The organism is Actinomycetota bacterium (assembly GCA_009923495.1).
GTDB lineage: Bacteria > Actinomycetota > Actinomycetes > S36-B12 > UBA5976 > UBA5976.
On sequence record RFTJ01000004.1, the window covers coordinates 16,637 to 40,539 of the forward strand.

General features: G+C 46.5%; 25 protein-coding genes and 1 tRNA gene. 3 read left to right on the forward strand and 23 right to left on the reverse strand.

What is annotated here, in order from left to right; translation table 11 throughout:
- Positions 1-2: 2 nt before the first annotated feature.
- The 9 genes from EBS36_02605 to EBS36_02645 all read right to left on the reverse strand — a co-directional run bounded on the left by EBS36_02605 (position 3) and on the right by EBS36_02645 (position 10,787).
- The gene (locus EBS36_02605; GenBank protein NBU32047.1) at positions 3-302 is read right to left on the reverse strand and encodes an NAD(P) transhydrogenase subunit alpha; all 300 of its coding nucleotides are present in this window, start codon (positions 300-302) and stop codon (positions 3-5) included.
- A gap of 2 nt (positions 303-304) precedes the next feature.
- The gene (locus EBS36_02610) at positions 305-1,480 is read right to left on the reverse strand and encodes an NAD(P) transhydrogenase subunit alpha (GenBank protein ID NBU32048.1); all 1,176 of its coding nucleotides are present in this window, start codon (positions 1,478-1,480) and stop codon (positions 305-307) included.
- Between the two features lie 58 nt (positions 1,481-1,538).
- On the reverse strand, positions 1,539-2,303 hold the full coding sequence (locus tag EBS36_02615; GenBank protein ID NBU32049.1) for a sulfite exporter TauE/SafE family protein: 765 nt from the start codon (positions 2,301-2,303) through the stop codon (positions 1,539-1,541).
- Between the two features lie 7 nt (positions 2,304-2,310).
- Positions 2,311-3,948, reverse strand: a complete 1,638-nt coding sequence (locus EBS36_02620; GenBank protein ID NBU32050.1) for a hypothetical protein — start codon at positions 3,946-3,948, stop codon at positions 2,311-2,313.
- 61 nt (positions 3,949-4,009) lie between these two features.
- Positions 4,010-5,611 carry a DEAD/DEAH box helicase gene (locus tag EBS36_02625; protein ID NBU32051.1) on the reverse strand — a complete coding sequence of 534 codons (1,602 nt, stop codon included), beginning with the start codon at positions 5,609-5,611 and terminating at the stop codon, positions 4,010-4,012.
- Between the two features lie 303 nt (positions 5,612-5,914).
- Entirely contained in the window at positions 5,915-6,598 is a 684-nt protein-coding gene (locus EBS36_02630) for a hypothetical protein (protein ID NBU32052.1), read from the reverse strand.
- Positions 6,598-8,370 (reverse strand): DUF4012 domain-containing protein, encoded by a 1,773-nt coding sequence (locus tag EBS36_02635; protein NBU32053.1) that lies wholly within the window; start codon positions 8,368-8,370, stop codon positions 6,598-6,600. The genes EBS36_02630 and EBS36_02635 overlap by 1 nt, the downstream gene beginning before the upstream one ends.
- 156 nt (positions 8,371-8,526) lie before the next feature.
- Positions 8,527-9,225 carry a hypothetical protein gene (locus EBS36_02640; GenBank protein NBU32054.1) on the reverse strand — a complete coding sequence of 233 codons (699 nt, stop codon included), beginning with the start codon at positions 9,223-9,225 and terminating at the stop codon, positions 8,527-8,529.
- Positions 9,226-9,239: 14 nt separating this feature from the next.
- Positions 9,240-10,787: an APC family permease gene (locus EBS36_02645; protein NBU32055.1), complete on the reverse strand. Its 1,548-nt coding sequence runs from the start codon at positions 10,785-10,787 to the stop codon at positions 9,240-9,242.
- Positions 10,788-11,010: 223 nt separating this feature from the next.
- Here EBS36_02645 and EBS36_02650 point away from each other — a divergent pair, with 223 nt between their 5' ends.
- From EBS36_02650 to EBS36_02660, 3 genes are all read left to right on the forward strand, one after another.
- Positions 11,011-11,577, forward strand: coding sequence for a heme-binding protein (locus EBS36_02650; protein NBU32056.1), 567 nt, complete (start codon positions 11,011-11,013; stop codon positions 11,575-11,577).
- 89 nt (positions 11,578-11,666) lie between these two features.
- Entirely contained in the window at positions 11,667-11,993 is a 327-nt protein-coding gene (locus EBS36_02655; protein NBU32057.1) for a hypothetical protein, read from the forward strand.
- A gap of 35 nt (positions 11,994-12,028) precedes the next feature.
- On the forward strand, positions 12,029-12,481 hold the full coding sequence (locus EBS36_02660) for a GNAT family N-acetyltransferase (GenBank protein ID NBU32058.1): 453 nt from the start codon (positions 12,029-12,031) through the stop codon (positions 12,479-12,481).
- Between the two features lie 79 nt (positions 12,482-12,560).
- Here EBS36_02660 and EBS36_02665 read toward each other — a convergent pair whose 3' ends face one another.
- The 14 genes from EBS36_02665 to acs all read right to left on the reverse strand — a co-directional run bounded on the left by EBS36_02665 (position 12,561) and on the right by acs (position 23,861).
- Complete coding sequence (locus EBS36_02665; GenBank protein NBU32059.1) at positions 12,561-13,820, reverse strand: M48 family peptidase; 1,260 nt, start codon at positions 13,818-13,820, stop codon at positions 12,561-12,563.
- Between the two features lie 80 nt (positions 13,821-13,900).
- Positions 13,901-14,875 carry an aldo/keto reductase gene (locus EBS36_02670; protein ID NBU32060.1) on the reverse strand — a complete coding sequence of 325 codons (975 nt, stop codon included), beginning with the start codon at positions 14,873-14,875 and terminating at the stop codon, positions 13,901-13,903.
- Positions 14,876-14,947: 72 nt separating this feature from the next.
- Positions 14,948-15,020: transfer RNA gene (locus EBS36_02675), tRNA-Arg, on the reverse strand.
- A 57-nt stretch (positions 15,021-15,077) separates the two neighbouring features.
- Entirely contained in the window at positions 15,078-15,407 is a 330-nt protein-coding gene (locus tag EBS36_02680; GenBank protein NBU32061.1) for an anti-sigma factor antagonist, read from the reverse strand.
- 25 nt (positions 15,408-15,432) lie between these two features.
- Entirely contained in the window at positions 15,433-15,804 is a 372-nt protein-coding gene (locus EBS36_02685; protein ID NBU32062.1) for a hypothetical protein, read from the reverse strand.
- Positions 15,794-16,201 (reverse strand): hypothetical protein, encoded by a 408-nt coding sequence (locus tag EBS36_02690; GenBank protein NBU32063.1) that lies wholly within the window; start codon positions 16,199-16,201, stop codon positions 15,794-15,796. The genes EBS36_02685 and EBS36_02690 overlap by 11 nt, the downstream gene beginning before the upstream one ends.
- A 2-nt stretch (positions 16,202-16,203) precedes the next feature.
- Positions 16,204-16,398, reverse strand: a complete 195-nt coding sequence (locus tag EBS36_02695; protein ID NBU32064.1) for a DUF4244 domain-containing protein — start codon at positions 16,396-16,398, stop codon at positions 16,204-16,206.
- A gap of 117 nt (positions 16,399-16,515) precedes the next feature.
- Positions 16,516-17,127: a hypothetical protein gene (locus tag EBS36_02700; GenBank protein NBU32065.1), complete on the reverse strand. Its 612-nt coding sequence runs from the start codon at positions 17,125-17,127 to the stop codon at positions 16,516-16,518.
- Positions 17,124-17,771 carry a hypothetical protein gene (locus EBS36_02705; GenBank protein ID NBU32066.1) on the reverse strand — a complete coding sequence of 216 codons (648 nt, stop codon included), beginning with the start codon at positions 17,769-17,771 and terminating at the stop codon, positions 17,124-17,126. Before EBS36_02705 ends, EBS36_02700 begins: the two co-directional genes overlap by 4 nt.
- Positions 17,768-18,928, reverse strand: coding sequence for a TadA family conjugal transfer-associated ATPase (locus EBS36_02710; GenBank protein ID NBU32067.1), 1,161 nt, complete (start codon positions 18,926-18,928; stop codon positions 17,768-17,770). The genes EBS36_02705 and EBS36_02710 overlap by 4 nt, the downstream gene beginning before the upstream one ends.
- Positions 18,903-19,958, reverse strand: coding sequence for a hypothetical protein (locus tag EBS36_02715; protein NBU32068.1), 1,056 nt, complete (start codon positions 19,956-19,958; stop codon positions 18,903-18,905). Before EBS36_02715 ends, EBS36_02710 begins: the two co-directional genes overlap by 26 nt.
- Before the next feature lie 253 nt (positions 19,959-20,211).
- On the reverse strand, positions 20,212-20,604 hold the full coding sequence (locus EBS36_02720; GenBank protein ID NBU32069.1) for a phage holin family protein: 393 nt from the start codon (positions 20,602-20,604) through the stop codon (positions 20,212-20,214).
- A gap of 39 nt (positions 20,605-20,643) precedes the next feature.
- On the reverse strand, positions 20,644-21,861 hold the full coding sequence (gene nhaA / locus EBS36_02725; protein ID NBU32070.1) for a Na+/H+ antiporter NhaA: 1,218 nt from the start codon (positions 21,859-21,861) through the stop codon (positions 20,644-20,646).
- A 44-nt stretch (positions 21,862-21,905) separates the two neighbouring features.
- Positions 21,906-23,861 (reverse strand): acetate--CoA ligase, encoded by a 1,956-nt coding sequence (gene acs / locus EBS36_02730; GenBank protein NBU32071.1) that lies wholly within the window; start codon positions 23,859-23,861, stop codon positions 21,906-21,908.
- Positions 23,862-23,903: the final 42 nt, after the last annotated feature.

A 23,903-nucleotide genomic window follows, 5' to 3' on the forward strand; every position in this document is an offset into this window, starting at 1 on the left:
AGTTATGCCTCATCCTTTTTTGCAGGCTTAGGTTTAAACATTTCAAGCATCCGATCTGTTACAACAAATCCGCCAACCATGTTTATCGCGGCCAGAATTATCGCCCCAAGACCAAGAAAGAATCCGATACTGTATTTATCCGATTGGCCAGTTACCAAAATTGCACCAACTAGTACAACACCATGGATGGCGTTTGCACCCGACATCAGCGGAGTATGCAAGACTGCGGAGACCTTAGAGACAACCTCAATCCCGACAAAAATGCTAAGAATGAAAATTGTTAGTAGCGAAATAGCATCCACGATTAGTTTCCTTCCAAAGTTTCAGCTAAGGCTGGTAAACCTAATTGCTCACGCGCAACAGGGTTTCGAACTTCACCTGCATAGACCAATGCACTGCCTGCGATGACCTCGTCAGATAAATCAGGCACTACCTCTCCATCTTTTGTAATGAGTGAAAGTAGTGAAACTATGTTCTGCGCGTACAACTTGCTACTATGCACTGCTAGTTGGCTCGGCACATCTTTGCCACCAATAAGTTTTACGTGACCGCCCACTGCGGCAATCAGCACCTCTTCACCAGCAACAGAGCCTTCGACATTTCCACCAGTTTCAGCCGCTAAGTCCACAATTATGGAGCCCGCTTTCATGCCCGAAACCATCTCACTGGTCAAGAGCAATGGTGCGCGACGACCCGGCACTGCAGCCGTTGTGATAACCACATCTGCTGCTGCAACGTGGGGCTTTAGGGCTTCTTGCTGTGCTACTGCTCGATCTTGCGCCATTTCACGGGCATAACCACCCGAACCTTCAAGTGCATCGAGTCCAAGATCAATGAAAGTGGCACCCATGGATTTAACTTCATCGGCACTTGAGCTTCGCACATCGTAAGCGCTCACTACTGCACCCAGACGTCGAGCGGTCGCCATTGCCTGAAGTCCAGCGACGCCTGCTCCGAGAACAAGAACTTTTGTTGGCTGCACGGTACCAGCAGCAGTCATTAGCATTGGAAAAAACCGAGATGACTTTTCAGCCGCGATTAGTACGCACCGATAACCAGCGCAGAGTGCTTGTGAAGTTAGGGCGTCCATTGACTGGGCTCGTGAAATTCGCGGAACAAGTTCAAATGACAGGCTTGTGGCCTTCGCTGCACTCAGAGCCTTGATTGTCTCCAAATCGTTTGTTGGCGACAGAAATGAAACTGTAATTGCATCTGCTTTAAGTGTGCCTACTCGGGCAGGATCCAAGGGACGAACAGTTGCCACAACATCGGCTGAGGCTAATTCGCCGGCCGCAGCAGAAGTTGGAATTACTTTTGCACCAACATTTGAATACTGATAATCGTCGGCTTCGGCCCAGTGTCCCGCATTCGTTTCAATGCTGACCTCAAGTCCCAATTTGATTAATTTTGCAACAGCCTCTGGCACGAGGGCGACTCGCTTTTCGCCGGTTAGTGTTTCGGCGGGAACAAAAACCTTCATACTTGCTCACTATCTAGTTGGTCTAATCAAAGCGTAGACTCTTGCCACGGTTTATGGGCTACCGGACCCGATTAGTGAAGAAGAGTTGCATTGATAATGCAGTTAAAAGTAAGCAAAACATCGGGATCAGAATCTGCTCAGAGATATTCAAGCTCAAATAGACCCCAAGGAGCCCAGAGGGAATTCCTGAAATCCCTGCTGGAATTGCAATTTGCCAATCAACTTGATTATTTCGGTTGTGTAGAAATGTGCCAATCAGCGCAGAAACACAGATTGCTACCAAACTCGAGCCTCGTGCAACCTCGGGCAAGACTCCAGAGCAAATAATCAATGCGGGCACTATCACTATCCCACCGCCGATGCCCAATAGCCCAGCTAGAGCGCCAGACAATATTCCGATGACAACCAGGACAACCTGTCCGCTTACCCCAGTGAAAAGTTGGTGCGGTGTAGTAGACCACAACAATCTGGCGGCGACCAAAATCAGTAGGCAAGCGAAAAGGTAGGTGAGGGCCTGTGCTGAAACGCGCTGGAAAATGCGAACACCGAAAAACATGCCCAACACTGCGCCTGTCGTTACTAGCAAGGCTGCAGGCCACGAAACCTGGTCAGCGCTTATGTATCCAGCAAGAGCGGCTGCGCTAATGAACACTACTGCCAGCAATGATGACGCGTTTGCCTTCTTCTGATTCAGTTTTAGCCAAAGTACAAACAGTGGAGACATGATGAAGCCGCCGCCAATTCCGAATAGCCCAGCAAGCAAGCCTGCCATGCTCCCGACCGCTAAAGACTTGGGTAAATCGGAACTCAATGATTTAGACATCAGTCCATTATTGCTGATTGTCTGAGGACTTTTCTGGCTCTTCAAAGGTGCGAATGCCAGCGGAAATTCCAGACATTAAGTTTGTTAATTCTTCTCGTTTCTCCTGCAAGGAGACATTCAGTTCATTCGCACGATTTTCTGCTTGGGCAAAGTGTGACCCCGCTCGGGCAACTTGCTCGGTAATCGCGATGTGGGACTGTGCCCACTGTTCACGCAAAGCAGATATCCGCTCTGATAGCTCGTTCAAAACATCTCGATGATTATTTACGGCTGCCAGAGCCTGATCGCGATATTCATTCGCCGCCTGTTGAATGGCTCGAGCCTGTTTTGTTGCATTGGCAACGAGTTCAGCGGCTTCACGAGCTGCGGACTCGCGTGCAGTATCCATCAAGTGTTGAGCGGTGGACTTTGCTTCAGTCAAAAGTTGCTCAACCGTTTGATGGGCATCTGTCAGATAGGCGTTTGCATTACTCATTAAGTCAGCCGAAGACTTTTGAGCATCATCTATCATTTGCTGAGCTCGTTCTTGTGCCTGGGACAAAATCTCTTGGCTTCGGGAATTCGCATCTTCGCCAAGAGCCCGACTGTCTGAACTTGCCGTTTCTAACATTGATTGACTCGAGGCCGTTGCCTCGGTAACCAACCTTTGGGCTTCGGCTTGAGCCGTTTGCAAAAGTGTTTCGGCCTCGGTCTGAACTCGGTTTCTCAACTCTTCAGATTCACGAACTGTTGTGTCTCGGAGCTCGTTTGTGTCGCGCTCAACACGAGTTCGCAACTCCGTCACATAAGACTCAGTGCGCTCGCGCAATTGAGATAACTCTGCTTCAGTTCTCGTGCGTAATTCTGCAATCTCTTGTTCCCCGCGAGCAATAACTGCTGCAGCTTCAGCTTGGGCTGAAACCTTCAACTCGTTTGACCACTGCTCGGTACTGCTGCGCAATTCTGCGACATAGCTTTCAGTTTGTCGTCGAAGATGGGCTACTTCAGATAAGGTCGCATCTCGTAACGCGACAGTTTCGGCTTCGGTACGTTGTCGAAGTTCTGTGGTTTCTTGTTCGACTTGCTCCTTTAATAGCTGTGCTTGCAAAGCTGACGCATCTCGAATCTCAGTGGCCTTGGCCAATGTTGCATTTGCCTGGGCAGTCGCTTCGTCAATAATCGCAGCAACCTGGCCATCTGAACTTGAAATGGTGGCATCAGCCTGAGCTTGAGCAGCGGCTAGCACGGCACTCGCTTGCTCGCGAGCTGCCTCTAAGGTTGCCGTTGCTTCGCCGCGCAGTTTGCGGGCATCTACATTTGCAGCTTCGCGAATCCTTCTGGCTTCTACTTCAGCTGATTGTTTTAATGTCTCACGATCATTCTCGGCATTTGTTAAAGTCTCGGAGGCTTGTTCCATTAATTTTGCCGCACGCTCACGAGCAGCACGAATAATTACGGCGGCATCTTCAGCGACATACTTATTTAAGTCATCTTCATTAATGTCAACAAAACTCGGTCGAGTTATTTGTGCTTCTAAATCCGAAATTTGCTTCTGGAGTATTGCGATTAGTTCCTGTTGCTCAGCAAAATTTTGCGTTGACCCAGAATCAGAATCGGTTGAGCCACCGAACAGTCGGCCAATGCCTCGTGGTGCATTTTGGCTCATTGATTCCTCCCTTACGCCCAGACATCAAGAATAGGCGTAAACATACGGCTGGGTAAAAGAGTTAACCGTTTCGGGGACGCCTCGATGGGCCGCTAGCTGAAGATTTCCGCCGATTTTGCCCACCGCCCTGACGACGACCGCCGCCTGAAGGGGCACTTTTTGGCAGTTTCCAAGGCTTGCCAGAGGGAGCTTGCGCCCCAGTAATGGCAACTAACTCTCTTGAATTGGCCGAGACTCGTTGTACCTCAGGAGTAACACCAATGCGACTCATCATGCCCAATACTGTTCGTTGTTGACGAGGTCCAATCAGCGTAACGACCTTCCCTTCATCTCCAGCTCTAGCGGTGCGACCTGAGCGATGCAAGTAATCTTTTGGATCGCCGGGTGGATCTACATGAACCACAAGCGATATTCCATCAACATGAATACCGCGCGCAGCCACATCGGTTGCGACTAAAACGTCGGTTACGCCATCTCGAAATTCGTTGATGGTGCGCGTTCTCAGATTTTGAGATTTGCCACCGTGCAATGCACCAACTGGAATACCTGCGTTTGCTAACTCACCTGCAACTCTGTCTGCAGCTGCTTGTGTTCGGACAAACAGAATCGTCTTGCCGTTGCGCGCAGCGATTCTGGTTAGGACTTCATCCTTTTCAGAGCGGTCAACCACAAGAATGTGGTGCTCCATGGTAGTGACACTGGCACCAACCGCTGAAGTCTCGTGCAGGACAGGGTTCTTTAAGTATGCAGAAACAAGTCGATCTACATCGCCATCTAATGTTGCGCTGAACAAGAGTCTTTGACCTTTAGTTGGCACTAGATCTAGAATCTCTACCATCTGGGGCATAAAGCCCATGTCACACATTTGATCTGCCTCATCAAGCACAACTATTTGAATGTTGGATAAGTCTGCGTGACCTTGATCAACTAAATCACTTAGTCGTCCTGGGGTTGAAACCAGAATTTGGACTCCACGACGAAGTGCATCAATCTGTTTTGCATAAGGCATGCCGCCAGCAATGAGGCGTACATCCAAATCAACTGTGTGAGCCAGCGGTGTCAATGCATCGGTTACCTGCATGGCGAGTTCTCTAGTTGGGACTAATACCAATCCCAATGGTTGGTTTGGCTTTCCCTTACGACCAGCGAGTTTGGTGAGCATCGCCAAACCAAAAGCCAAAGTCTTTCCCGATCCAGTTTGAGCCCGTCCGAGTACATCAATGCCACTGATTGCGTCGGGTAGCGTGGCTCGTTGGATCGCGAAAGGCTCGGTTATGCCGTCTCTGGCAAGGAGCTTAACTAGGGCAGGATGTACCCCAACAGATTCAAACGTCTCATTTTCCTGCGTGGTCGGAAGCACCCGTTTTGCCACCAGTTTTGTTGGTTGCTTGGTATTGTTCGGCACTCTACGGTCCGATTTTAGTTTCTCTATCCGAGGCCTTGGGGCAGCTGACTTCTTCGCTCTAGGTTTTCGTTCACCATCAAAATCGGCTCTTTTCGACCTAGGCTTATCTTCAAATTTTGTTTTAGTGCGATCTGCTCGAGGCTCAGACTTTGCACTTCGGGAATCGAATTTTGAGCCTTTAGATTTTGCAGTGGCTCTGCTTTTCGTCTCTGATTTCTTGGGTCGCGAAGTGCTTGTTGCCAATTCCTCATCTGTCATAAATCGCTTGGGCTTGGTGTTAATCGTGCGCTTCTTAGAATTCTTAGTCTTTGTTGATGATGATTTACTAACGGCTTTTTTGGACTTTGCCGATTTTGCCGCTTTTCCAGCAGCCCGATCTTTTTGCAATTTACGCTGGCGTGGCTTTAGGGGCTTGGAATTAGACTCTGACATTTATACCCCTGAACCTGGCTAGTTAATCTAGCGGTACTAACGCTATGGGAGAAATGCTCGTTAACCTAATTCATTCAGGATTTACCTTCATAAATGCACCTTTAGGTGTCTAATGGCAAACAAATGACTTTAACTAACACTTAATTCCGACACGGTTCGAAAATTTAAAATCTTCTGCAGTAGCGCCGAAAGCGACACAACATTCTCTTCTATTAGGTCTAATGACAATTCATGTGTTGGGCCATCAGGAACATGCGCATCACCAATATCAAAGTCTCCTGAAGTCAGAATCGAGTTTGTTTTTGCTATCAGTCCGCGATTAGCATCCAGTTCATTCATGAGCCAGTTCCATCTCGCATCTATTGCATCGGGCAACGGGGGCGCAAAAAAGCTCACTGGCTGCTCAGGATCGGGCGAGACAAACAGACTGCCATCAACTACTCCGTCATAAATTTTTTCTAAAATCTCTACGGCCTGCGGAAGTGTGTAAATTCGGGTGCGCAATTTCGGAAAAGACTTAACAAGGTGAGCCATATGCATTTGCTCCATGGTGAGTACCAGACCTTGAGTTAGGGGATCTTCTCCCCTAAAAAGATCGGAAACGCCAGGGTCGGAAATTTCAAATCTTTGGGAAGCGACTACGCACCGATTATCTCCAGGAAGTGCATGGGTGCCTCGAGAGATAACTTCCACCGCAAAACCCAACTCAGCCAGCCAGCCAGCGGCTTCCCTGCGAAATATAAATTCAGCAATAGGGCTACGGCACATATTTGCCGTGCAGACAAAAGTTATTGAGTTATCTACGGTATTCATTACCTACAGCCTAAACCAGCAATGACCTTTGTCTTGACTGGATTAGGCATTGACTGCGTCCAAAGAGTAGGTGCTGGTTCAGTGCCAGTTGCCGGTTCTGCATATTTCACTAACAACTTCTGAGTCGACTGCGCTGGTAATTCCAGATCAAAACGGAGTACTTCCCTGCCCATGTCCGTGCCTTCAGCTACTGGCAGAACTTGCTTGCTGCCAATTTGTGCTGATTCGAAAACAGAACCCAGAGGTACGTGCAGGTAAACAAGCATCTTGGTAGCGCCTGGATTTCTCGGTGTCAGAGTTCCAAGGTCAAACCGGGTAGTTACATAAGCAGGAAGCCCAGAAGTTGGAGCAGTGTTATGCAAACTAATCGACATGGAAGCATCACGGAATGGGAATTCTGCCTCACAAACTCCTTGATCGTAAACAACATCGGCTTGAACATAGGCATCTAATTTGTTACCGGCGCCGTTGATGAATACAGCGGCGGCAGTTGGATTATTGAGATTATCCAATGAACCACCGATTGGAGTTCGTGAAATCTTTGCTTGGACAGATTTTTCCTTTGCCCACCCATGCAAATTCTTTTCATGAATGGCAGGAATGAAAGCCTGCAGAATTCTAAGTGGACTTATAGCGCCCGTCTGAAATTTAGCGAACGTCTTTTCAATTATTGAAAAAACGGCTGCATCCTTTTGCTTAGGGTTCTCAAAATCTTGGTAAACGCCGCGAGTTACATACTCCACAGCGTTTTCAGATGATATCTGCTTGCCTTTCACAGTAACTGGACCAGTTACTCGCATAAAATTTGCTAACGCCTGCTCATTCATTGATAGCACGCCATCGACTTGAACGCCAAAGTTCAGTTCTTCAAGGGCGACCATTAGACGAGCATTCGTTGGAAAGTCCGGCGAGAGATTAAGGTCAGAAAATCTAGATAAATCACTGCCGTAGAGATTCGCTTGATCGGACGATACATAATCGGCGTAGTTGGTTAATGGCTTTTTCATGAGTACTGTTTCTTTGTACAAGGGTGAGAGCGCCAAGCGACCTGCATCTGCAGTAAGAATTCCCCAGCCACCTGGGAATCCGCCGACCGATCTTGCCTCAGCACCATTTTGAAAAACCAACATCCACTTTCGGGGCCGATCAAGGCCAAGCAGTGAAGGGGCAACCGTGCTAAACATCTCGGCATCTGCTGTTATCGGAGCTAATGCTTGATATCCCGAAGTCAAAGTTTTAACCGGACTTGCAATCAAACTAGGCACACCACTTAGCCGTAAATTGCTTAGACTTTGTGCGCCATCGGCCACCGGCTTTCTTAAGGAAACCAACGAGTCACTAAGACTTAAAAGAAATTTGAAGTCGCGTAGCGAGCTATTGTTTGCGCCACTAGAAAGTTTTGACTCGAGCCCATTGGTGGCCGAAAGTGTGTCATTTAAGGTACCAGTGACTGTTCTAATTGCAGTTGGGGTTCGACCAATATAAGGAGTATGCGAAAAGATCCACCAAATCAAGCCAGTTGATGATTTGTGGGCATCGGCCACTTCCACCCTGATGTTAGTTAGCAGTTCGGCCGCGTCCTTGCCGTTGAAATTACTACCAGCAGAGTTGGCTTGCTGCACCTGGCTCTTAACTCGGGAGAGGTGGTACTGAACTTGAACGCCTGAATAGGTCAGATACGCAATCGAACCAATAGTAAAAAGCAGAAAGGTGATGAGGACTGGTTTTAAAAATTTCCGCAAAGGCTGACCGGGATCAACTAATTCAGTCAACTAAGTCACCTCGCTGTGATTATGTCGCACGCAGTCAATTCGCGAAAATAAACGAATGAAGCAAGTAACCGGGGGAACGCTCGACTACAACACAGTCTAATAGAAATGCCAACTAGAAAAGCGGATAGCAAGAGCTAAACTTTTAAGAAAAAGAGATTACTTTCCAGTGAACTTGTAAGTTGTCTTAATCTTGCCAATCGTCAAAACAAAAGTATTATTTTTACCCTTGATAAAAGTCTTTGCCGGAATTGTTATTGTGGCGATATTTGCCTTTGGCTTAACTTTCACCGTGATTTTCTTCTTGGTCTTCTTGCCAGCCTTGGGTGTCAGAGTTAAGACAGTTCCGGGTTTTAGGAACTTCAATTTAACAAGCGTTTTCGCCGAAATTTTGCCCGTCTTAGGTGCTGTGACACTTGGTACATAAAGTTTCACCGATGCCACTTCATCCGGAAGTTTTGGATTTGAAGGGGTGGTTACCGTGATTGTATAAATTCCAGATGCTAGGCCAGTCAATGTTTTAGTAATAGCGCCAGTCTCAGTAGTTGCATCGCTAGATTTTTTTCCAACAACGATAGTTGTGACAGCGTTTGGCTTCGCATTATTGATAGAAAGTTTGGTCTTGCCCTTCTTGGCAACAATCAAATCAGGGGTTAGCGTGGCTGAAACTGGTGTTCCAGGCGGATATGCTACGACCGGAATGTACGCACCAACAAGAACAATGGCTAATGCCAGTGCTATGGAGCGAAAATTGAACTTCACTTGATTTCCCTTCGAGACTTTCAAATCTAGAAAATCATAACCCAGATAAGGTAGTGCTCGAAACCAAATATTGGACAAAATGGCACCTTTTGACAAAAAGTTACCAATATTTAACTAAATGGAAACCTATAAATTGTGGATTTTTGGCGCAAATTGCGCTTTCCGACCGCCCAAAAGATTACACCAATTAGAACGAAGATTGCTAACGGAATCGAAACGGTTAGCATGTATTTCCATTTTTCGGCTTCTTCCCAGCCATCTGGAAGGTAATCACCACTGAACCAGCCAGCACCCAAGCCTGGCGCTAACAGCTGCACCGTTGCAAAAGAGACGATCAAAGTCAGCCAAACGCTCAAGAATTTTGCGAATGGCGCCCGATAAACACGAGGTACATCTGGATGGGAAACTCGCAATTTCCAGAGTGCGGGGAATATTGCGATGTAAGACATGAGGGTTGTAGAAACAGCGATGCCTAGGACCACAGTGAAATACTTTGCAGTATTACCTTCGCTAATTACGCGAGCTAGCACAAAGATGATGCTGGAAAGAATTCCAGACAACATATTTACCCGAACAGGTGTTCCATATTTTTCACTGAAAACTCCAAGCCAACGAGGCGCAGCGCCATCATATCCTGACACCGCAAGGGCGCGATCTGAACCCATGAGCCACGCAACGCCAGAAGAAAGCACGCACAAGACCAATAAGACTGCCGCGAATCCGCCCATAACAGTTCCCCAGCCGGCTAAGGAGACAGTGCCATCTTCGGCTACCGTGCGGCCAAATACCGTGAAAGTTTCCTTAATGGCATCAATGAATCCTTCAAGACTGCTTGCTTTATCTGCCGGCAATACCAGAATGATTCCCAAAATTGGAATACCGTATAGCAGGATTGCGGCAATCGCGGAGCGGAAGACAGCGTAAGGAACGTCGCGTTGAGAATCCTTCATCTCGTCACCAGCGCTATTTGGATTTTCGAATCCAACATAGTTGAAAAGTATTAGGCCAGCTATTGCAACAAAGCATGGCCATGTGACTTTAAAGCTGCCAAGTGTTGGGCCATGAATTCCAAATTTAGACGCATACATAATTATGGTTAGCGAGAAAATGCCCAAGAGGATGAAGCGTGCAAAAGCTCCCAAAATCGGGACCCACTTACCGACCTTAAATGACAGAATTGATGCGAAGGTGCCGACCCAAATGAATGCAAAACCTAATAGGTAGAACCAGGTTGATGAAAGCGATGCTCCGCCTAAAAAGAAGGTCTCGATTGCTGTCAGAGCAACAACAGTCAAGGTGCCACCGAACCAAACCGGATTAGTTACCCAATAAAAGAAGTTATTTATCGAAGCTGTTAAGCGGCCAAATGCTAATCGAGCCCATAGGTACGGCCCACCTTCTTCTGGAAATGCAGTTCCTAGTTCAGCGAACAGTAGAGCACTGGGAATGAAAAAGGTTATGGCGAGAATGACTAACCAGGAAAATGCCTGAGGACCAAAGAAGGCAATTGAACCTAGGGTATCGACGCCGACCAGCGTGCAAATCGTAAAGAATAAAATTTCGCGCCTGCCAAAATGTTTTTGCAGATTGGCCTTTTCTTTTTGATACTCCTCGGTGAAGTCCAAGGATTCTGAACGATCTGATGATTGCGGTGTCATGGTCATAGCAAAAATCTAGAGCACAACACCCTCATTTTGAGTGTTTACTCAATTGATTTTGCAAAATAAACCTAAGAATTTTCAAATCTAACTTGTATTTCACTAGCAAAATGTCAAATTCCTGAAAGATTACGACGACTTTCCGACTTCGGAAAGCAGAGGTCTACCGCCTCAATCTCAAAGATTTTCTACCGTTTTGTCATTTTCCACATAATCTGTAGATGTGACTGAAGAGCAAAAATTTAAAGTAGTCGACCGCATGCAGGGCTACGAGTTGCGTAGTTATCAGCCCTGTGTGGTTGCTGAAGTTGAGATATCGGCAAAATTCGAAACGGCTGCAAATGAAGCTTTTCGCTATCTAATCAATTACATTGGTGGCAAAAATGAAGCGAGAAATAAAATTGCCATGACGGCCCCGGTACTCCAAATACCTTCTCCTTCAGCCAGTTTCACTGAGGGTGAAGTTGATGATTTGAATTCACAAAGCCACTTAGTAAGTTTCGTTATGCCCAGTGAAATGCATCTAGGTAATACACCTGCGCCTGATGATTCCAGGATAAATATTCGGGAACTTCCGGAAGAGTTAGTTGCAGTCCTAAAGTTCTCTGGTCGTTGGTCTAAAGAACGCTACCTACATCAACTAGAGGTGCTCAAAGGCAAATTAGCAGCGGATGGCTTCCAAGAGGTTGACGATGCCAGATTCGCGCGCTTTGATCCACCGTGGACACCATGGTTCCTGCGCAGAAATGAGATTCAGATTCCGGTTAAGAAGATAGGCAGCAAGGATTAATTGCTGGAAACCGAATATTCGGCGAAGTGACTGCGCCGAAATGTGCTAGGTACTAGTTTTTTCTAGAGATAAATCACAAGGAGACAGCTATGCGATTTCTTATTGCCGTGATTGACACTGCAAGCAACACGGGTTCTGGAGATGAGATTGCAGCCATCGATAAATTTAATGACAAGCTACGTGAAAATGGGCATTGGATTATCGCTTGTGGCATAAATGATCCCAGTACTGCAACTGTTATCGACAACCGAAACGGGTCCGGAATCCAAAATGCTGGTCCGCTTCTAGACTCAGAAGAATACATGAGTGGATTCTGGCTAATCAATGCGCAAGACCTTGATGAAGCAAGGCAGATAGCAGCTCAGGGGTCATTAGCTTGTAATCGAAAAGTTGAACTGCGACCACTTCTCGGTTAATTGAGAATTCTCAGAAAAAGTTTGAACAGGAAATCATGGTTTCATTAATAGAAATGCCGTACCGGGAATTCGAAATTTGGCGCCAGCGTATATGGGTTTTATACCGGGAAGAACTTATTAGATCAGGAAGTTCTGAGCTCGAAGCCGAAGAAAATGTTCAATTAAACATTTCGCAAACTATGCCCGCTGGAAATTTACTGCCCGGCAACTATGTCTTCAATGTAATGAATGAAGGTCAACCTGTTGGTTCAGTCTGGCTAAACGATCATGAATCCGAATGGTTTATTTATGACATTGAAATTGCGGAATCTGAGCGCGGAAAGGGGTTAGGCCGAGCAACGATGAAAGCTATCGAGAGTTTTGTTCGAGATAACTCTGGAACTGCAATAAGTCTGTCGGTCTTTGGCTTTAATAAGGTGGCGTTAAGACTTTATGAAACTGAGGGCTACGAAGTCACTCGCCTGGCCATGAAAAAGATACTGACATAGCTGGCTGTTATTAAAAGAAGGCCGTTATCAATCTTGCGAATGCTGCTTCTTGATCGACACGACACACTCGCGATTGGAATCATAGTTGCTTTTGTAGAGCAGCGAGCCTAGCCAAAATCGGTGGATGGGTGTAATTAACGGCAACATATAATGGGTGTGGGTTCAAGTTAGTTAACGACTCCACTGCAAGTTTCTTCAGAGCGCTATCCATAAATTCGCGAGACCCTGGATATGTTTCAATCGCATACTGGTCCGCTTCATATTCATTTCGCCTTGATAGCCAATTACCGAGTAGTTCAGACACAGTCGAAATCGGTGTGAACAACAAAAGAAAAGCGAGGAGCGCCAAATGAAAACTCGGTTGCTCGGCACCAAGTGCCTTGGACAAGTCTGAATTGCCCAGCAGCCAGCCCATTAGTGAAAAGATGATTAAGGTCTGCGCACTACTAAATGCAAACATGGAGTAGACATGCTTGCGCTTGTAATGTCCAACTTCGTGAGCCAGTACGGCGACAGTTTCTTGGACTGATAATTTTTCGATAAGTGTGTCAAAGAGTCCGATAATTTTCACTTTGCCCATGCCAGAAAAGAAAGCGTTGAGTTTCGTTGAACGCTTCGAGGCATCCATTTCATAGAGCTTTGACAGCGGAAATCCTTGTGTTTGACAATACTCTTCAACGGCCGATCTCAATTCTCCGTCTGGTAATGGTTTTAGTTTGTTAAACATTGGCAGGAATATTCTCGCTCCGAACACAAAGATGAAGAGTGACACAGCGGAAAAGAGTCCCCAAGCCACAAGCCAAAATTGATTTCGTAACGAATCATAAATCCAGGCCACTGCATAAAGTAATGGCAGGCCGAGAAGCAATGACAAAACTAGCTGTTTAATGCTGTCTGCAAAAAATAGACCCTTAGTTGATTTGTTGAATCCGAATTCCTCTTCAATTACGAAAGTTGAGTAGTAATTGATGGGCAATTTAACTACTGCCATCAGTATTATCAGCAGACCAACAAAACTGACTGTGACTAGAAGTCCGCTATCAATTCGGGAGCGCAACTTTTCATCCAGGAGGGCAAACCAACCAAGGGTTATCGCTAAGAGCGAGACTGCAGTACTAATCGTTTTTGTGAATAGTTCAAGACGGAAGCGGGCGCTGTCATAGGCCATTGACTTTGAATATTCATCCGAATTGAAAATTTCCGCGCCTTGCGGACTAAGCGGTTGATTTTTTGAGCGTTCGTTGAGGAAATTAACTGCTGCCCAAAAGGCGTATTCCAGAACCACAAAAGTTACGATTGCAACCAAAATTATGCTAGATGTGTGCATACCAATTAGCATAGGGCAGGCCTCATTTGGTTAATGTGATGCGAAACTTAACTTTCTGCTCTAGAAAAAAGTTACGTGTTTGCGCAAGTGGATTACTGGGCCACCTGGGCAATATCAATAAGTTCCCAATTTAATGGGGTATCTTTTGGACAACTTCCATTGAGTTCGGCGATCTCATCATCGGAAAGTATCAGTTTTGTTCCTTCAATTGAATCAAGGATGGAACTTGATTTTGATGCGCCTGGAATTGGAATAGAAGTTGGAAATTGCGCAAGATGCCAGGCGATTGCCAGCGCATACGCCGAGACCCCTTTTTGCTCTGCCATGGCAGCAAATGAGCCGATCTCGCCTGAACCTAACCGCTTGAAATTGCCACCACCACCTAGTGGAGACCATGGTAGAAATGCTATTTCGTATTCGGTGCAAATGTCGATGACGTCGGCCCAGTGCCGATAGTTCGGGCTGTATTCATTCTGCACCGAGATAACGCCACCCTCTTGTGGAGTTCCACCAGCCTTAATTGCATGCCGGAGCATTTGGGCGTTGACATTGCTAAGTCCGATTTCAGAAACATATCCATGCTCTTTAAGTGACATGACGTTGTCAAACTGTTCCTCAAAAGAAATCGCTGGATCAGTGCGGTGATGTTGCCAAAGGGCAATTTTTGAAAGGCCCATTCTTGATGCCGAGGCTTCGACCGCTCGATATAGGTAGTGCTTGGAAGAGTTCCTGCCTGAGTGTCCAAACATTGTGCCGTTTTCTTCACGCGTAATTCCAGCCTTAGTTGTAATAACTACCTTGGCTTTTTCATCTGGTGTTCCATTCCAGCTGCGCAATGCTTCGCCAACAAGAGTCTCATTGTGACCCATGGTGTTCCAAGTGGGAGCATAAATATCTGCCGTATCCAGCAACGTTATCCCTGCATCCAAAGCTGCATGGATGACGGCAATCGCTCGTTCTGGTTCATTAATTAAATTTGGGTCACGATCGTGCGGGAACGATAGTGGCATACATCCCATGCCAATTGCGGAAACTGTAAACGGTCCAAGCCTGCGTTGAGCAATCATGTGGAAAGCCTACCCAGGTAAACAGCTAGGCAGCAGGGTGAGTAGTTATGGGATTTTGCACAGGTGGCCATGCGCGCCCGTAGGGATTCGAACCCCAAACCTTCTGATCCGTAGTCAGACGCTCTATCCGTTGAGCTACGGGCGCTTATTACAACAAGGACTTACTCTATCCGAAGGTTGGTAATCGGGAAAATCGCACTAATTAGTGACTAGATGCGTCTTCAAGTGTTGAAAAGATAGTTATTACTGAGTCCAATCCAGTGATTTTAAATACTTTGAGGACCCGCTCATTGGAAGCAACGACATCGAATGTGGACTCCGCTTCAGCGGCACGCTTGAGGCCTTTAACGATTACACCTAAGCCGCTGGAATCCAAAAATGTGACATCAGTTAGATCGACAGTAATCCGAGCAGTGGAATTACTGAGTGCTTGAATGATTGCCTCATCTAGGTCATCCGAATTCGACAAGTCGATTTCGCCTTCAACAGACACCACTGTGTGGTCCTCATTACTTCTTACCGCTAGCAACATTTGGTTCTCCTAGACTTCCAATCTATTACAACTCACCTTCCTTGCGCCAGAGGCCAGCGTTAGCACTAGCTGTTATCAATTTCGACGCAAATCCTAAAGGTCCGTAATGTAATGCGCTGCCTACTTTTACTTGGACACTGTTGGATAACACTGTGCAATCCATAAGCGTAGCGCCATTTAGTTCTGCCAACTGAGTTGCAGTATTACAAGGATTTGGATCGTCAGCGATTAACTGCCGAGCAGCTGAAAGTGCCACAACATCTGCTACCTGGGTAACCCGCAAGAAATTTAGAGCTGCACTAGCCAGCCAAAACAATGGAAAGGACATCAAAATGGTGGCCATAGCGATATAAATCGAAACTAAAGTGATAGAACCTCTATCTTCATTAATCGACATTAGTTCCCCGAGAATCACCTTGTAAGTGTGGCTCTACATCGCTAACTGTTTCAGCAACTAAGTGGATCGAAAATTTCTTGGGTAATACACCGAGCGCTCTATCGGTAGTCACTCTGACCGTTAAGTATTTTCCGTCTCGAAATTCTTCAACTCGCATTCCGCCATTATTTGCCTTAGCCAGTAGATCACTAACGAGCTCTCCTCGAGCTACATTTTTGGCAATGAGATAAGACATACTTTGGATCTGAATCTGTGTGCAGCAAAGGCTGAGAATTTGCAAAATAGTGACTGCAACAAGTATCAGACTGGGCAAGACTGCAGCAAATTCCGCAGTAGCAAAGCCGTGGTCAAGGGTGAACCATGCTCGATGGTTCACCCTTGACGGCAAGCTCTTCATCACTAACTAAACAAGCTGAAGATGAAAGCGAATGCCTGTTGGATCACTTTTGCCAAAATTTGCTCGATTCCGGAGCTGGTCAAAATCTTCAACAGGATGCCCCCGAAGCTCGCCGCTGCTACGGTTCCGATTGCATACTCGGCCGTAGTCATACCTAATTCAGATGTAATGTCGATTCGTCCGATTCTTTTCAACATAGCTGCTCCTATTTCTAATGGGTGTTGGTTTAGCAATTTTGAAACCTGCAGGTGTAATCGCAAATGGATGAATGGATTTTGGGGATTGTTGACTGCTGTGGACTAATGGATTCCAATTTAGGAAATCGCAGGTAGCAATTGCGAAGCTAAATTAAAGACAATCGGAACAACTGTTAAGAGAAAAAATGCTGGAAGGAAGCACGACCCTAACGGAAACACGCAATGGATAGGAAGGGACTTCACTTTCTGCAATGCAGCCCCGGCAAGCCGACTGCGCATTAATGCAAGCTCAATTTGTAATGACTCGAGAATTGGTGATCCATACAAATCTGCTCGAACTATAAGTCTTGCTATTTCAACAAATTCGGGATGGGCTTTGCACTCGAAGTTCAGTGATTCGCTAAGACTTACCCCTAGGTTGCACCTTGCAATGATGTCATTGGCTAGCTTGGCCAAGGTGGCATCACTATCTTCGCGAACTAAGTTCAAACATTCCATAGATGTTAGCCCGGCAGCTGAACCTAGTGCATATAGTTCTACGAAGTCACAAAGTTGCTCTATCGAAAGCCTCTTAACGCTTTCAGAATCAAAGCGACGAAGTCTTGGCACTAAGCGATCCAAAACGAAGTAGGCAGAGATTGCAAGTGCGAGATTTAGTGGAAACCGAGCTAAAGTGATTAGCGGCACGCTCAACATTAGATTCTTCCAAATTGAACGATTGCTCATCATCTAGTTGCCCTGGCAATCAATTTCCTGATCCAGAAAATTCCAAGAAGTTCAAATGTAGCCGATAGCACCAGACAGACTCGACCTACCGGCTCTGAAATTATCCAAAAGGGAATATTTATTCCTAATATCAGGCCGAGAAACATTCCCAATAGCGGCAGTAATGCAAGTACTAGAACAGTTGCCTTCACGCCCGCTAGTTCGGACCTAATTAAGTTATTCCGCTCCTGGCGACTTAGAGCATTGGCAATCAACAAGTCTAAGGACTGGGCAATAGGAGATCCGACCTTTTGATTTAGTTCCAGTATCTTCACTAATCGAATTAGTTCTGGTGAACTCAGGCTATCCACATCGGTAGAAAATGACCTAAGCAGATGTGCTGAATTTGTAGTGGAGTTATTTACAGTTGGGAAAAGTGACGCTGGCATTACTGCGCAAGTTGAACTCACTGCTGTGCTCACTGGTAGCCCAGCAGTAACAAGCTGTCGAATGCTGCTCAAGACTGAGATCAGTTGGTTATCAGTAATCCGGGGTGTTGCATGTTGTAGTAATTTTGGAACCCGTAGCCTAGTTTGCTGTTTACTTAGCGGTGCGAACCACAGTCGCAATCCAAGTACAACGCAGATTAGAGGTAGTGCTAACTTCATCTGCATTTTTGCTCTAGTAGTTCATGAAATTTGATCTGTGTCTGTTCATCACAATGCATACCCAGCTGATCAACAGCTTGAGTAACACGAGTAATGCCCTCGAACTCTTCAATCAAATGAAAGCCTGCCACCTTTCTTGTTCCGTCTTTGATTTGCACTAGTTCGATAATCACTTTGATTGCTGTGGCAAATAGGTTGTTCATGGCAACTACTGGGATTCCTGCAAGTAAGCCCAGACTTGCAACTCGTGCGGGCACATCATTGGCTGAGTTAGCGTGAATGGTAGTGCATCCTCCTGTATGCCCGGTGTTAAGTGCCGTGACTAAATCAACAATTTCAGCGCCGCGCACCTCGCCTAGAATTACCCGATCGGGGCGCATTCTTAACGCCTGTCTAACCAGTGTTCGAAGTGTCACTTCTCCTGCACCTTCGGAGTTAGAATTCCGGGCTTGTAGGCCGACAGCATGAGGATGATCGACTTTAAGTTCATGGGTGTCTTCAATGATCAGGAGGCGTTCATCATGTGGCACCTCCGAAAGTAAGGCCGATAGCAAAGTAGTTTTTCCAGAACCCGTGCCGCCTGAAATGACAAATGGCAAGCCTGAGTAGACAATTTTTCTTAAAATCCCGAGCACTTGATCATCAAACATGTTCGCTAGTTGCAAATCTGTGAGGCTTAATGATATTTGCTGCGGTATTCGTAACGATAAGCAAGTGCCTACTGTACTTAATGGCGGTATAACCGCATGCAATCGAATTCCTGAAGGTAGGTGTGCATCAAGAAACGGTTGAACTTCGTCTAATCGACGGCTCGCTTGATTCGCTAGATGTCCAACGAAATCCCGTAACTCGCTTTCGGAGTTCCATGCGATGTTTGCTCTTCGGAGCCCGTGCCCATCGTCAAACCAAACATCTGAAAATCCATTAACCAAAATATCAGTTACGCCGGGTTGTTTACTCAGTCGATCAAGTGGGCCGAGACCATCTATGTGTGTTACTAGTTCATCAAAAACTTCAAGTTTCTCTGCATTACCTAAAAGTGGAAGCTCGGAACTAACTGCTGCTGCAATGGTTTGCGCAGAGAGCAAACTTTCCTGAAGCGCTAATCTCGCTCTGATTTGATTTACCTGTTCACGCCACTGCGCGGACATAATCATTCTTGATTCGGGATTGGCAAAACTGGCTCACTACGCGATTGAACTTTGTTAAAGAGCTGCCAATTACTGCATGCCCTTGCTCGGCAAGTTCGCAGATTCTTGAATCATTCGGCACAGTCAAAGTCAAAGGAGAGTCAAGTGACTTTGCAATGGAAATTGGACTTAGGGCCGATCCAGGCAGTTCGCGAACAATTAATTCATAACCAAAAAAATCGGGTCTAGCAAAAATGGACTTAGCTACCGCACAACTTCGCACGGTGTTTGCGCACAAAACAAATTTCTGGAAATCATTTTCGCGATTTATGGCCATGGCTGGTTGCCAAACACCACAGTCGATCACCACTAAATCGCAGTGCTCTCGAATTCGACTGATTACGTCGATCTGGTAGCCATCATCAATTGAACTAAAGATTTGAGCATTCGCCAGGATGCGAATTCCACCAATTTCTGGGCAGGCGTCAATTATGGCTCGGCCCTTGGCCTGGTCGAAATCAGAAATCAGTTTCGCCCAATTTAGTCCGGAAAGTTTTTCAGCACCAGCAGAAATCTCTAGACCGACACTTGAAAGATTCAGGTCGACTAGAACAACCGATTTTCCTTGCAGTGCGAAATTGCGAGCAATCGATAGCGCTAATGTAGTGGTTCCAATTCCGCCGCTTACTCCTGCTAAGCAAATTACGGGCGCTAGTTGGCTTGGCCGACTCTGTAGATAGTCAATTAACCATTCGCGAGATTCTGGCATCAGCACGATGTTCTTTGCGCGGATTTGTGCAGCGATGCGCCATGTGTTTTGAGATGGAGAACCGGCAAGAACTAAGGAAACATCGGATTCATCTGAAAGCCACGAACTAACTAACTCAGAATTCTCACCAAAGCCATCAAACTCATGGTCAACAAATATTCTGACTCCAGACCTCGGGCTGTGACCAGAAATTTCGCTGAAAACTTGGACGTGAGCATTAGCTAGAGTGGCAATCGCCTCAAACTCGCCAATTAGTGCCTCGTTTGAACTGAAAAGTACAGTATCCATAATTCATTCCTTTCCGAATTTTTGAGAATACGCAAAGGCTTAATTGGATTGAAAGCAAAATTTGGGGCTGTGGACTAAACAGGTATGTGAAAAGGGAAGACCTCCTCGGGGGTTGAGGAGGTCTTCAGTATCGAAACGGGGGTGTCACGACACTACCTACTTGCGTAAGCAGAACTAGCGTGGCTAAGTTTGCGATTTTTCGCAAGCAGTTAGGTGAAATTGTTCGATGCGATTAGCAAAATATTCAAGAAAATTAATCTTCGAACTGGCTACGAATGGTTTCCGTTGTCGCATTTAGCGAAGCAATGGTTTTCACTGGACCCCGGATTTGCTTGAAACGACGGATCGCGAACCAAAGTGAAGCGACCGCCAAGAGCGAAATAACCAGTCCCAGAATTAGAAATGCTGCCCAAGCTGGCAGTCCTGCGGCGACTAGCCCAAAGCCAGCCGCAACTAGCAGTAAAGTCACGGCGAAATTGGCAAGGCCGAAGGTGATCAGGAAAAATGCCGACGACTGCAAACCATTGCGGAAACTCTCTAGTACTTCTGATTTGGCTAACTCAATGTGGCCACGGATTAACGTCGTAAAGTCAGAAACAATTGATTCAATCATTTCGCCTAAAGACGCTTTATTGTTATCACTCACTGTGGCCTCCTGTTTCTAGGCTAGTCGGGAAAATTCTATTCAGGAACTATTTGCCCTAATACCCTTATTACGCATTCGGACTGCTAGCACTGCAACAACAATAGCCACAGCATTTGTGAGCGCTATCCCGAACTTGGCTGTTTTTAATAGTTCCGTGTTGGCATGAAATGAAACTTCCGACACCAACAATGCAACGGTAAAACCAATAGCGGCCAGTGTTCCAACGACTAAAACATCCCACCAAGTCAATGTTGGATTTAAAGTGCCACGAGTTAACTTCGTGGTTAGAAATGCGCCTAGAGTTACACCAAGCGGTTGTCCAACTACCAGGCCAAATATGATCCCTAATGTCAATGGGTCGCTAATCATCTGGGTTATTGAGCTGTCGGCCAGCGAAATGCCGATAGAAGTAAAAGCAAAAATTGGCACACAGATTCCAGCTGATATTGGGCGCAACTTATGTTCGGCCTTATCAGCTGGAGATTCTCCGGCATCACTCTTAGCCCCAACGTTCATTGCAAGGCCAAGTGCCACACCAGCAATAGTTGCGTGAATACCACTTTGATACATCCAGTACCATGCCAAAAGTGCAATTGGAAGATTAAGCCAAAGGGCAGTTAGGTATCGCCTTTGCAGTAGGGCAAAGATTGCGATGAATGCCAGTGCTATTACAAACTCTTTCGCATTAAATCCCTGATCATAAAAAATAGCAATGACCGTGATTGCACACAGATCATTGACGACAGCAACAGTCAAAAGAAAGGACCGCAGCTCTAGTGGTAATCCACGTCCCGCGATGGCAAGCACCGCCAGAGCAAAAGCTACATCGGTTGAGATTGGAATTCCCCAGGCGCTCGCTCCGGCTTTGCCAGCATTGAAAAGTAGAAAAATTCCACCGGCGAATACCATGCCGGTTATGGCGGCGACAATCGGAACTAAGGCTTCTTTTGGATCAGCCAAGCTGCCTTTAACAAACTCGTGCTTGAGTTCATTGCCGACGACAAAAAAGAAAACTGCTAAAAGTAGATCAGCCGACCAGTGCGCAACCGAAAGGTGAAGGTTTAGTGCATCAGGGCCAAATTTGAATTTAGTAAATGATTCATAGATACCAGCTAGCGGCGAATTAGCAAGAGTTAAAGCAACTACGGCCGTGGCTATCAGTAGCAGACCACCAGTGGTTTCTTCGCGTAAAGCTCGCGCTATCCGACCAGATTCTGGTGGCTGGATTGGCTCTAGAAATACATTCTCCTCAGTCACACGTACGACGCTACCTGATAGCGAGTCGAATCGATGGCTGCGAACTAATCTTGGTCAACTCCCGCGCTCAGGCCTTGTCCAATTAAATTCATTACTGTTGGGTCAGCCAGTGTGGTCACATCGCCTAAGGCGCGGTTTTCGGCTACATCTCGAAGTAGCCGTCGCATAATTTTGCCGGATCGAGTTTTTGGTAGCTCGGCTACTACCAAAATCTGACGCGGCTTTGCGATTGGACCAATTTCTTTTGCTACGTGGTTGCGCAATTCCTGAGCAACCTCAGGACCATCCTGAACACCCGCACGCAAGATAACGAAAGCAACAATCGCTTGTCCGGTCATCTCATCGCTAGCACCTACGACAGCAGCTTCGGCAACCATCGGATTTGAAACTAATGCCGATTCCACCTCAGTGGTTGAAATTCGGTGTCCCGATACGTTCATAACGTCGTCAACTCGACCCAATAGCCAGATTGCACCTTCGTTATCCCACTTAGCGCCATCACCAGCAAAGTATTTGCCCGCAAAACGCGACCAATAGGTTTCAACAAAACGATCATGGTCACCCCAGATGCCACGCAACATTCCAGGCCACGGCTCGGTCAATACCAAATAGCCCCCACTTCCATTGCCTACTGATTGACCGTGCTCATCATAAATTTCTGCGCTGATTCCAGGCAGTGGTCGCATGGCCGATCCTGGCTTACATGGAGTAACGCCAGGCAATGGGCTAATCATTAACCCACCGGTTTCGGTCTGCCACCATGTATCCACGATGGGGCAGGTATCGGCGCCAATAACTTTGCGATACCACATCCATGCTTCTGGATTAATCGGTTCACCAACACTGCCGAGTAAGCGCAAACTCGAAAGGTCAAACTTTGCTGGAATTTCTTCGCCCCACTTCATAAAAGTTCTAATTGCAGTTGGAGCGGTATACAAGATTGTTACGCCGTACTTCGCAACAATCTCCCACCATCGTCCTAGGTGAGGAGTGTCTGGCGTGCCTTCGTAAATGACTTGCGTAGCACCGTTTGCCAAAGGGCCATAAGCAACATACGAGTGGCCAGTAATCCAGCCAACATCGGCGGTGCACCAATAGATGTCAGTTTCAGGCTTGATATCGAAAACGGCTCGATGTGTGTAGGTTGCCTGTGTTAGATAGCCACCAGTTGTGTGCAATATTCCTTTTGGCCTACCTGTCGTCCCCGAAGTGTAGAGAATGAAAAGGGGGTGTTCGGAATCAAATGATTTTGGCTTATGAGTCGTTGATTGTCTAGCAACGAGATCATGCCACCAGATGTCTGTTGTGTTGTTCCATGAAATCTCTTGCCCGGTGCGCTTTACAACTAATATTTTTTCTACAGTTGGGGCACTGCTTGCAGCTTCATCGACAGCCGGCTTTAGTGCAAAAGCATTACCGCGGCGGAAACCGCCATCGGCAGTGATAACCAATTTGGCAGATGCATCTTCGATGCGGCTTCGTAATGCCTCAGCAGAAAAACCACCGAAGACCACGGAGTGAATCGCACCTATTCGAGCACATGCCAACATCGCAAATACAGCTTCAGGAATCATCGGCAAATAGATTGCCACCCGATCCCCGTCTTGGACACCTAGTTCAGTTAGCCCATTGGCTACGCGACAAACTTCATCTTGCAACTCTTTGTAGGTGATTACCCTGGTGTCACCAGGCTCGCCTTCGAAATAAATTGCTACCCGACTTCCATTGCCTTGAGCGACGTGTCTATCTACACAATTAACAGCTACATTTAGCTCGCCGTTGACGAACCATTTTGCTACAGGTGCTTGCGACCAATCTAGAGTCTGCGACCACTGCTTATCCCACTGCAAATAACTTCCTTGCTGTTCCCAAAATGCTAATCGATCATTTTGTGCTTGGTCATAAAGGTCTGCTTTGGCATTGGCTTGCTGAGCAAATTCGGACGAAGGCGCAAAGATTCGATTTTCGCTGAGTAGGTTTTCTAAAGTCTCATCGCCCATGTTGCGTCGCTTTCGAACAGAGTTTCCTTAGACATCTTTACA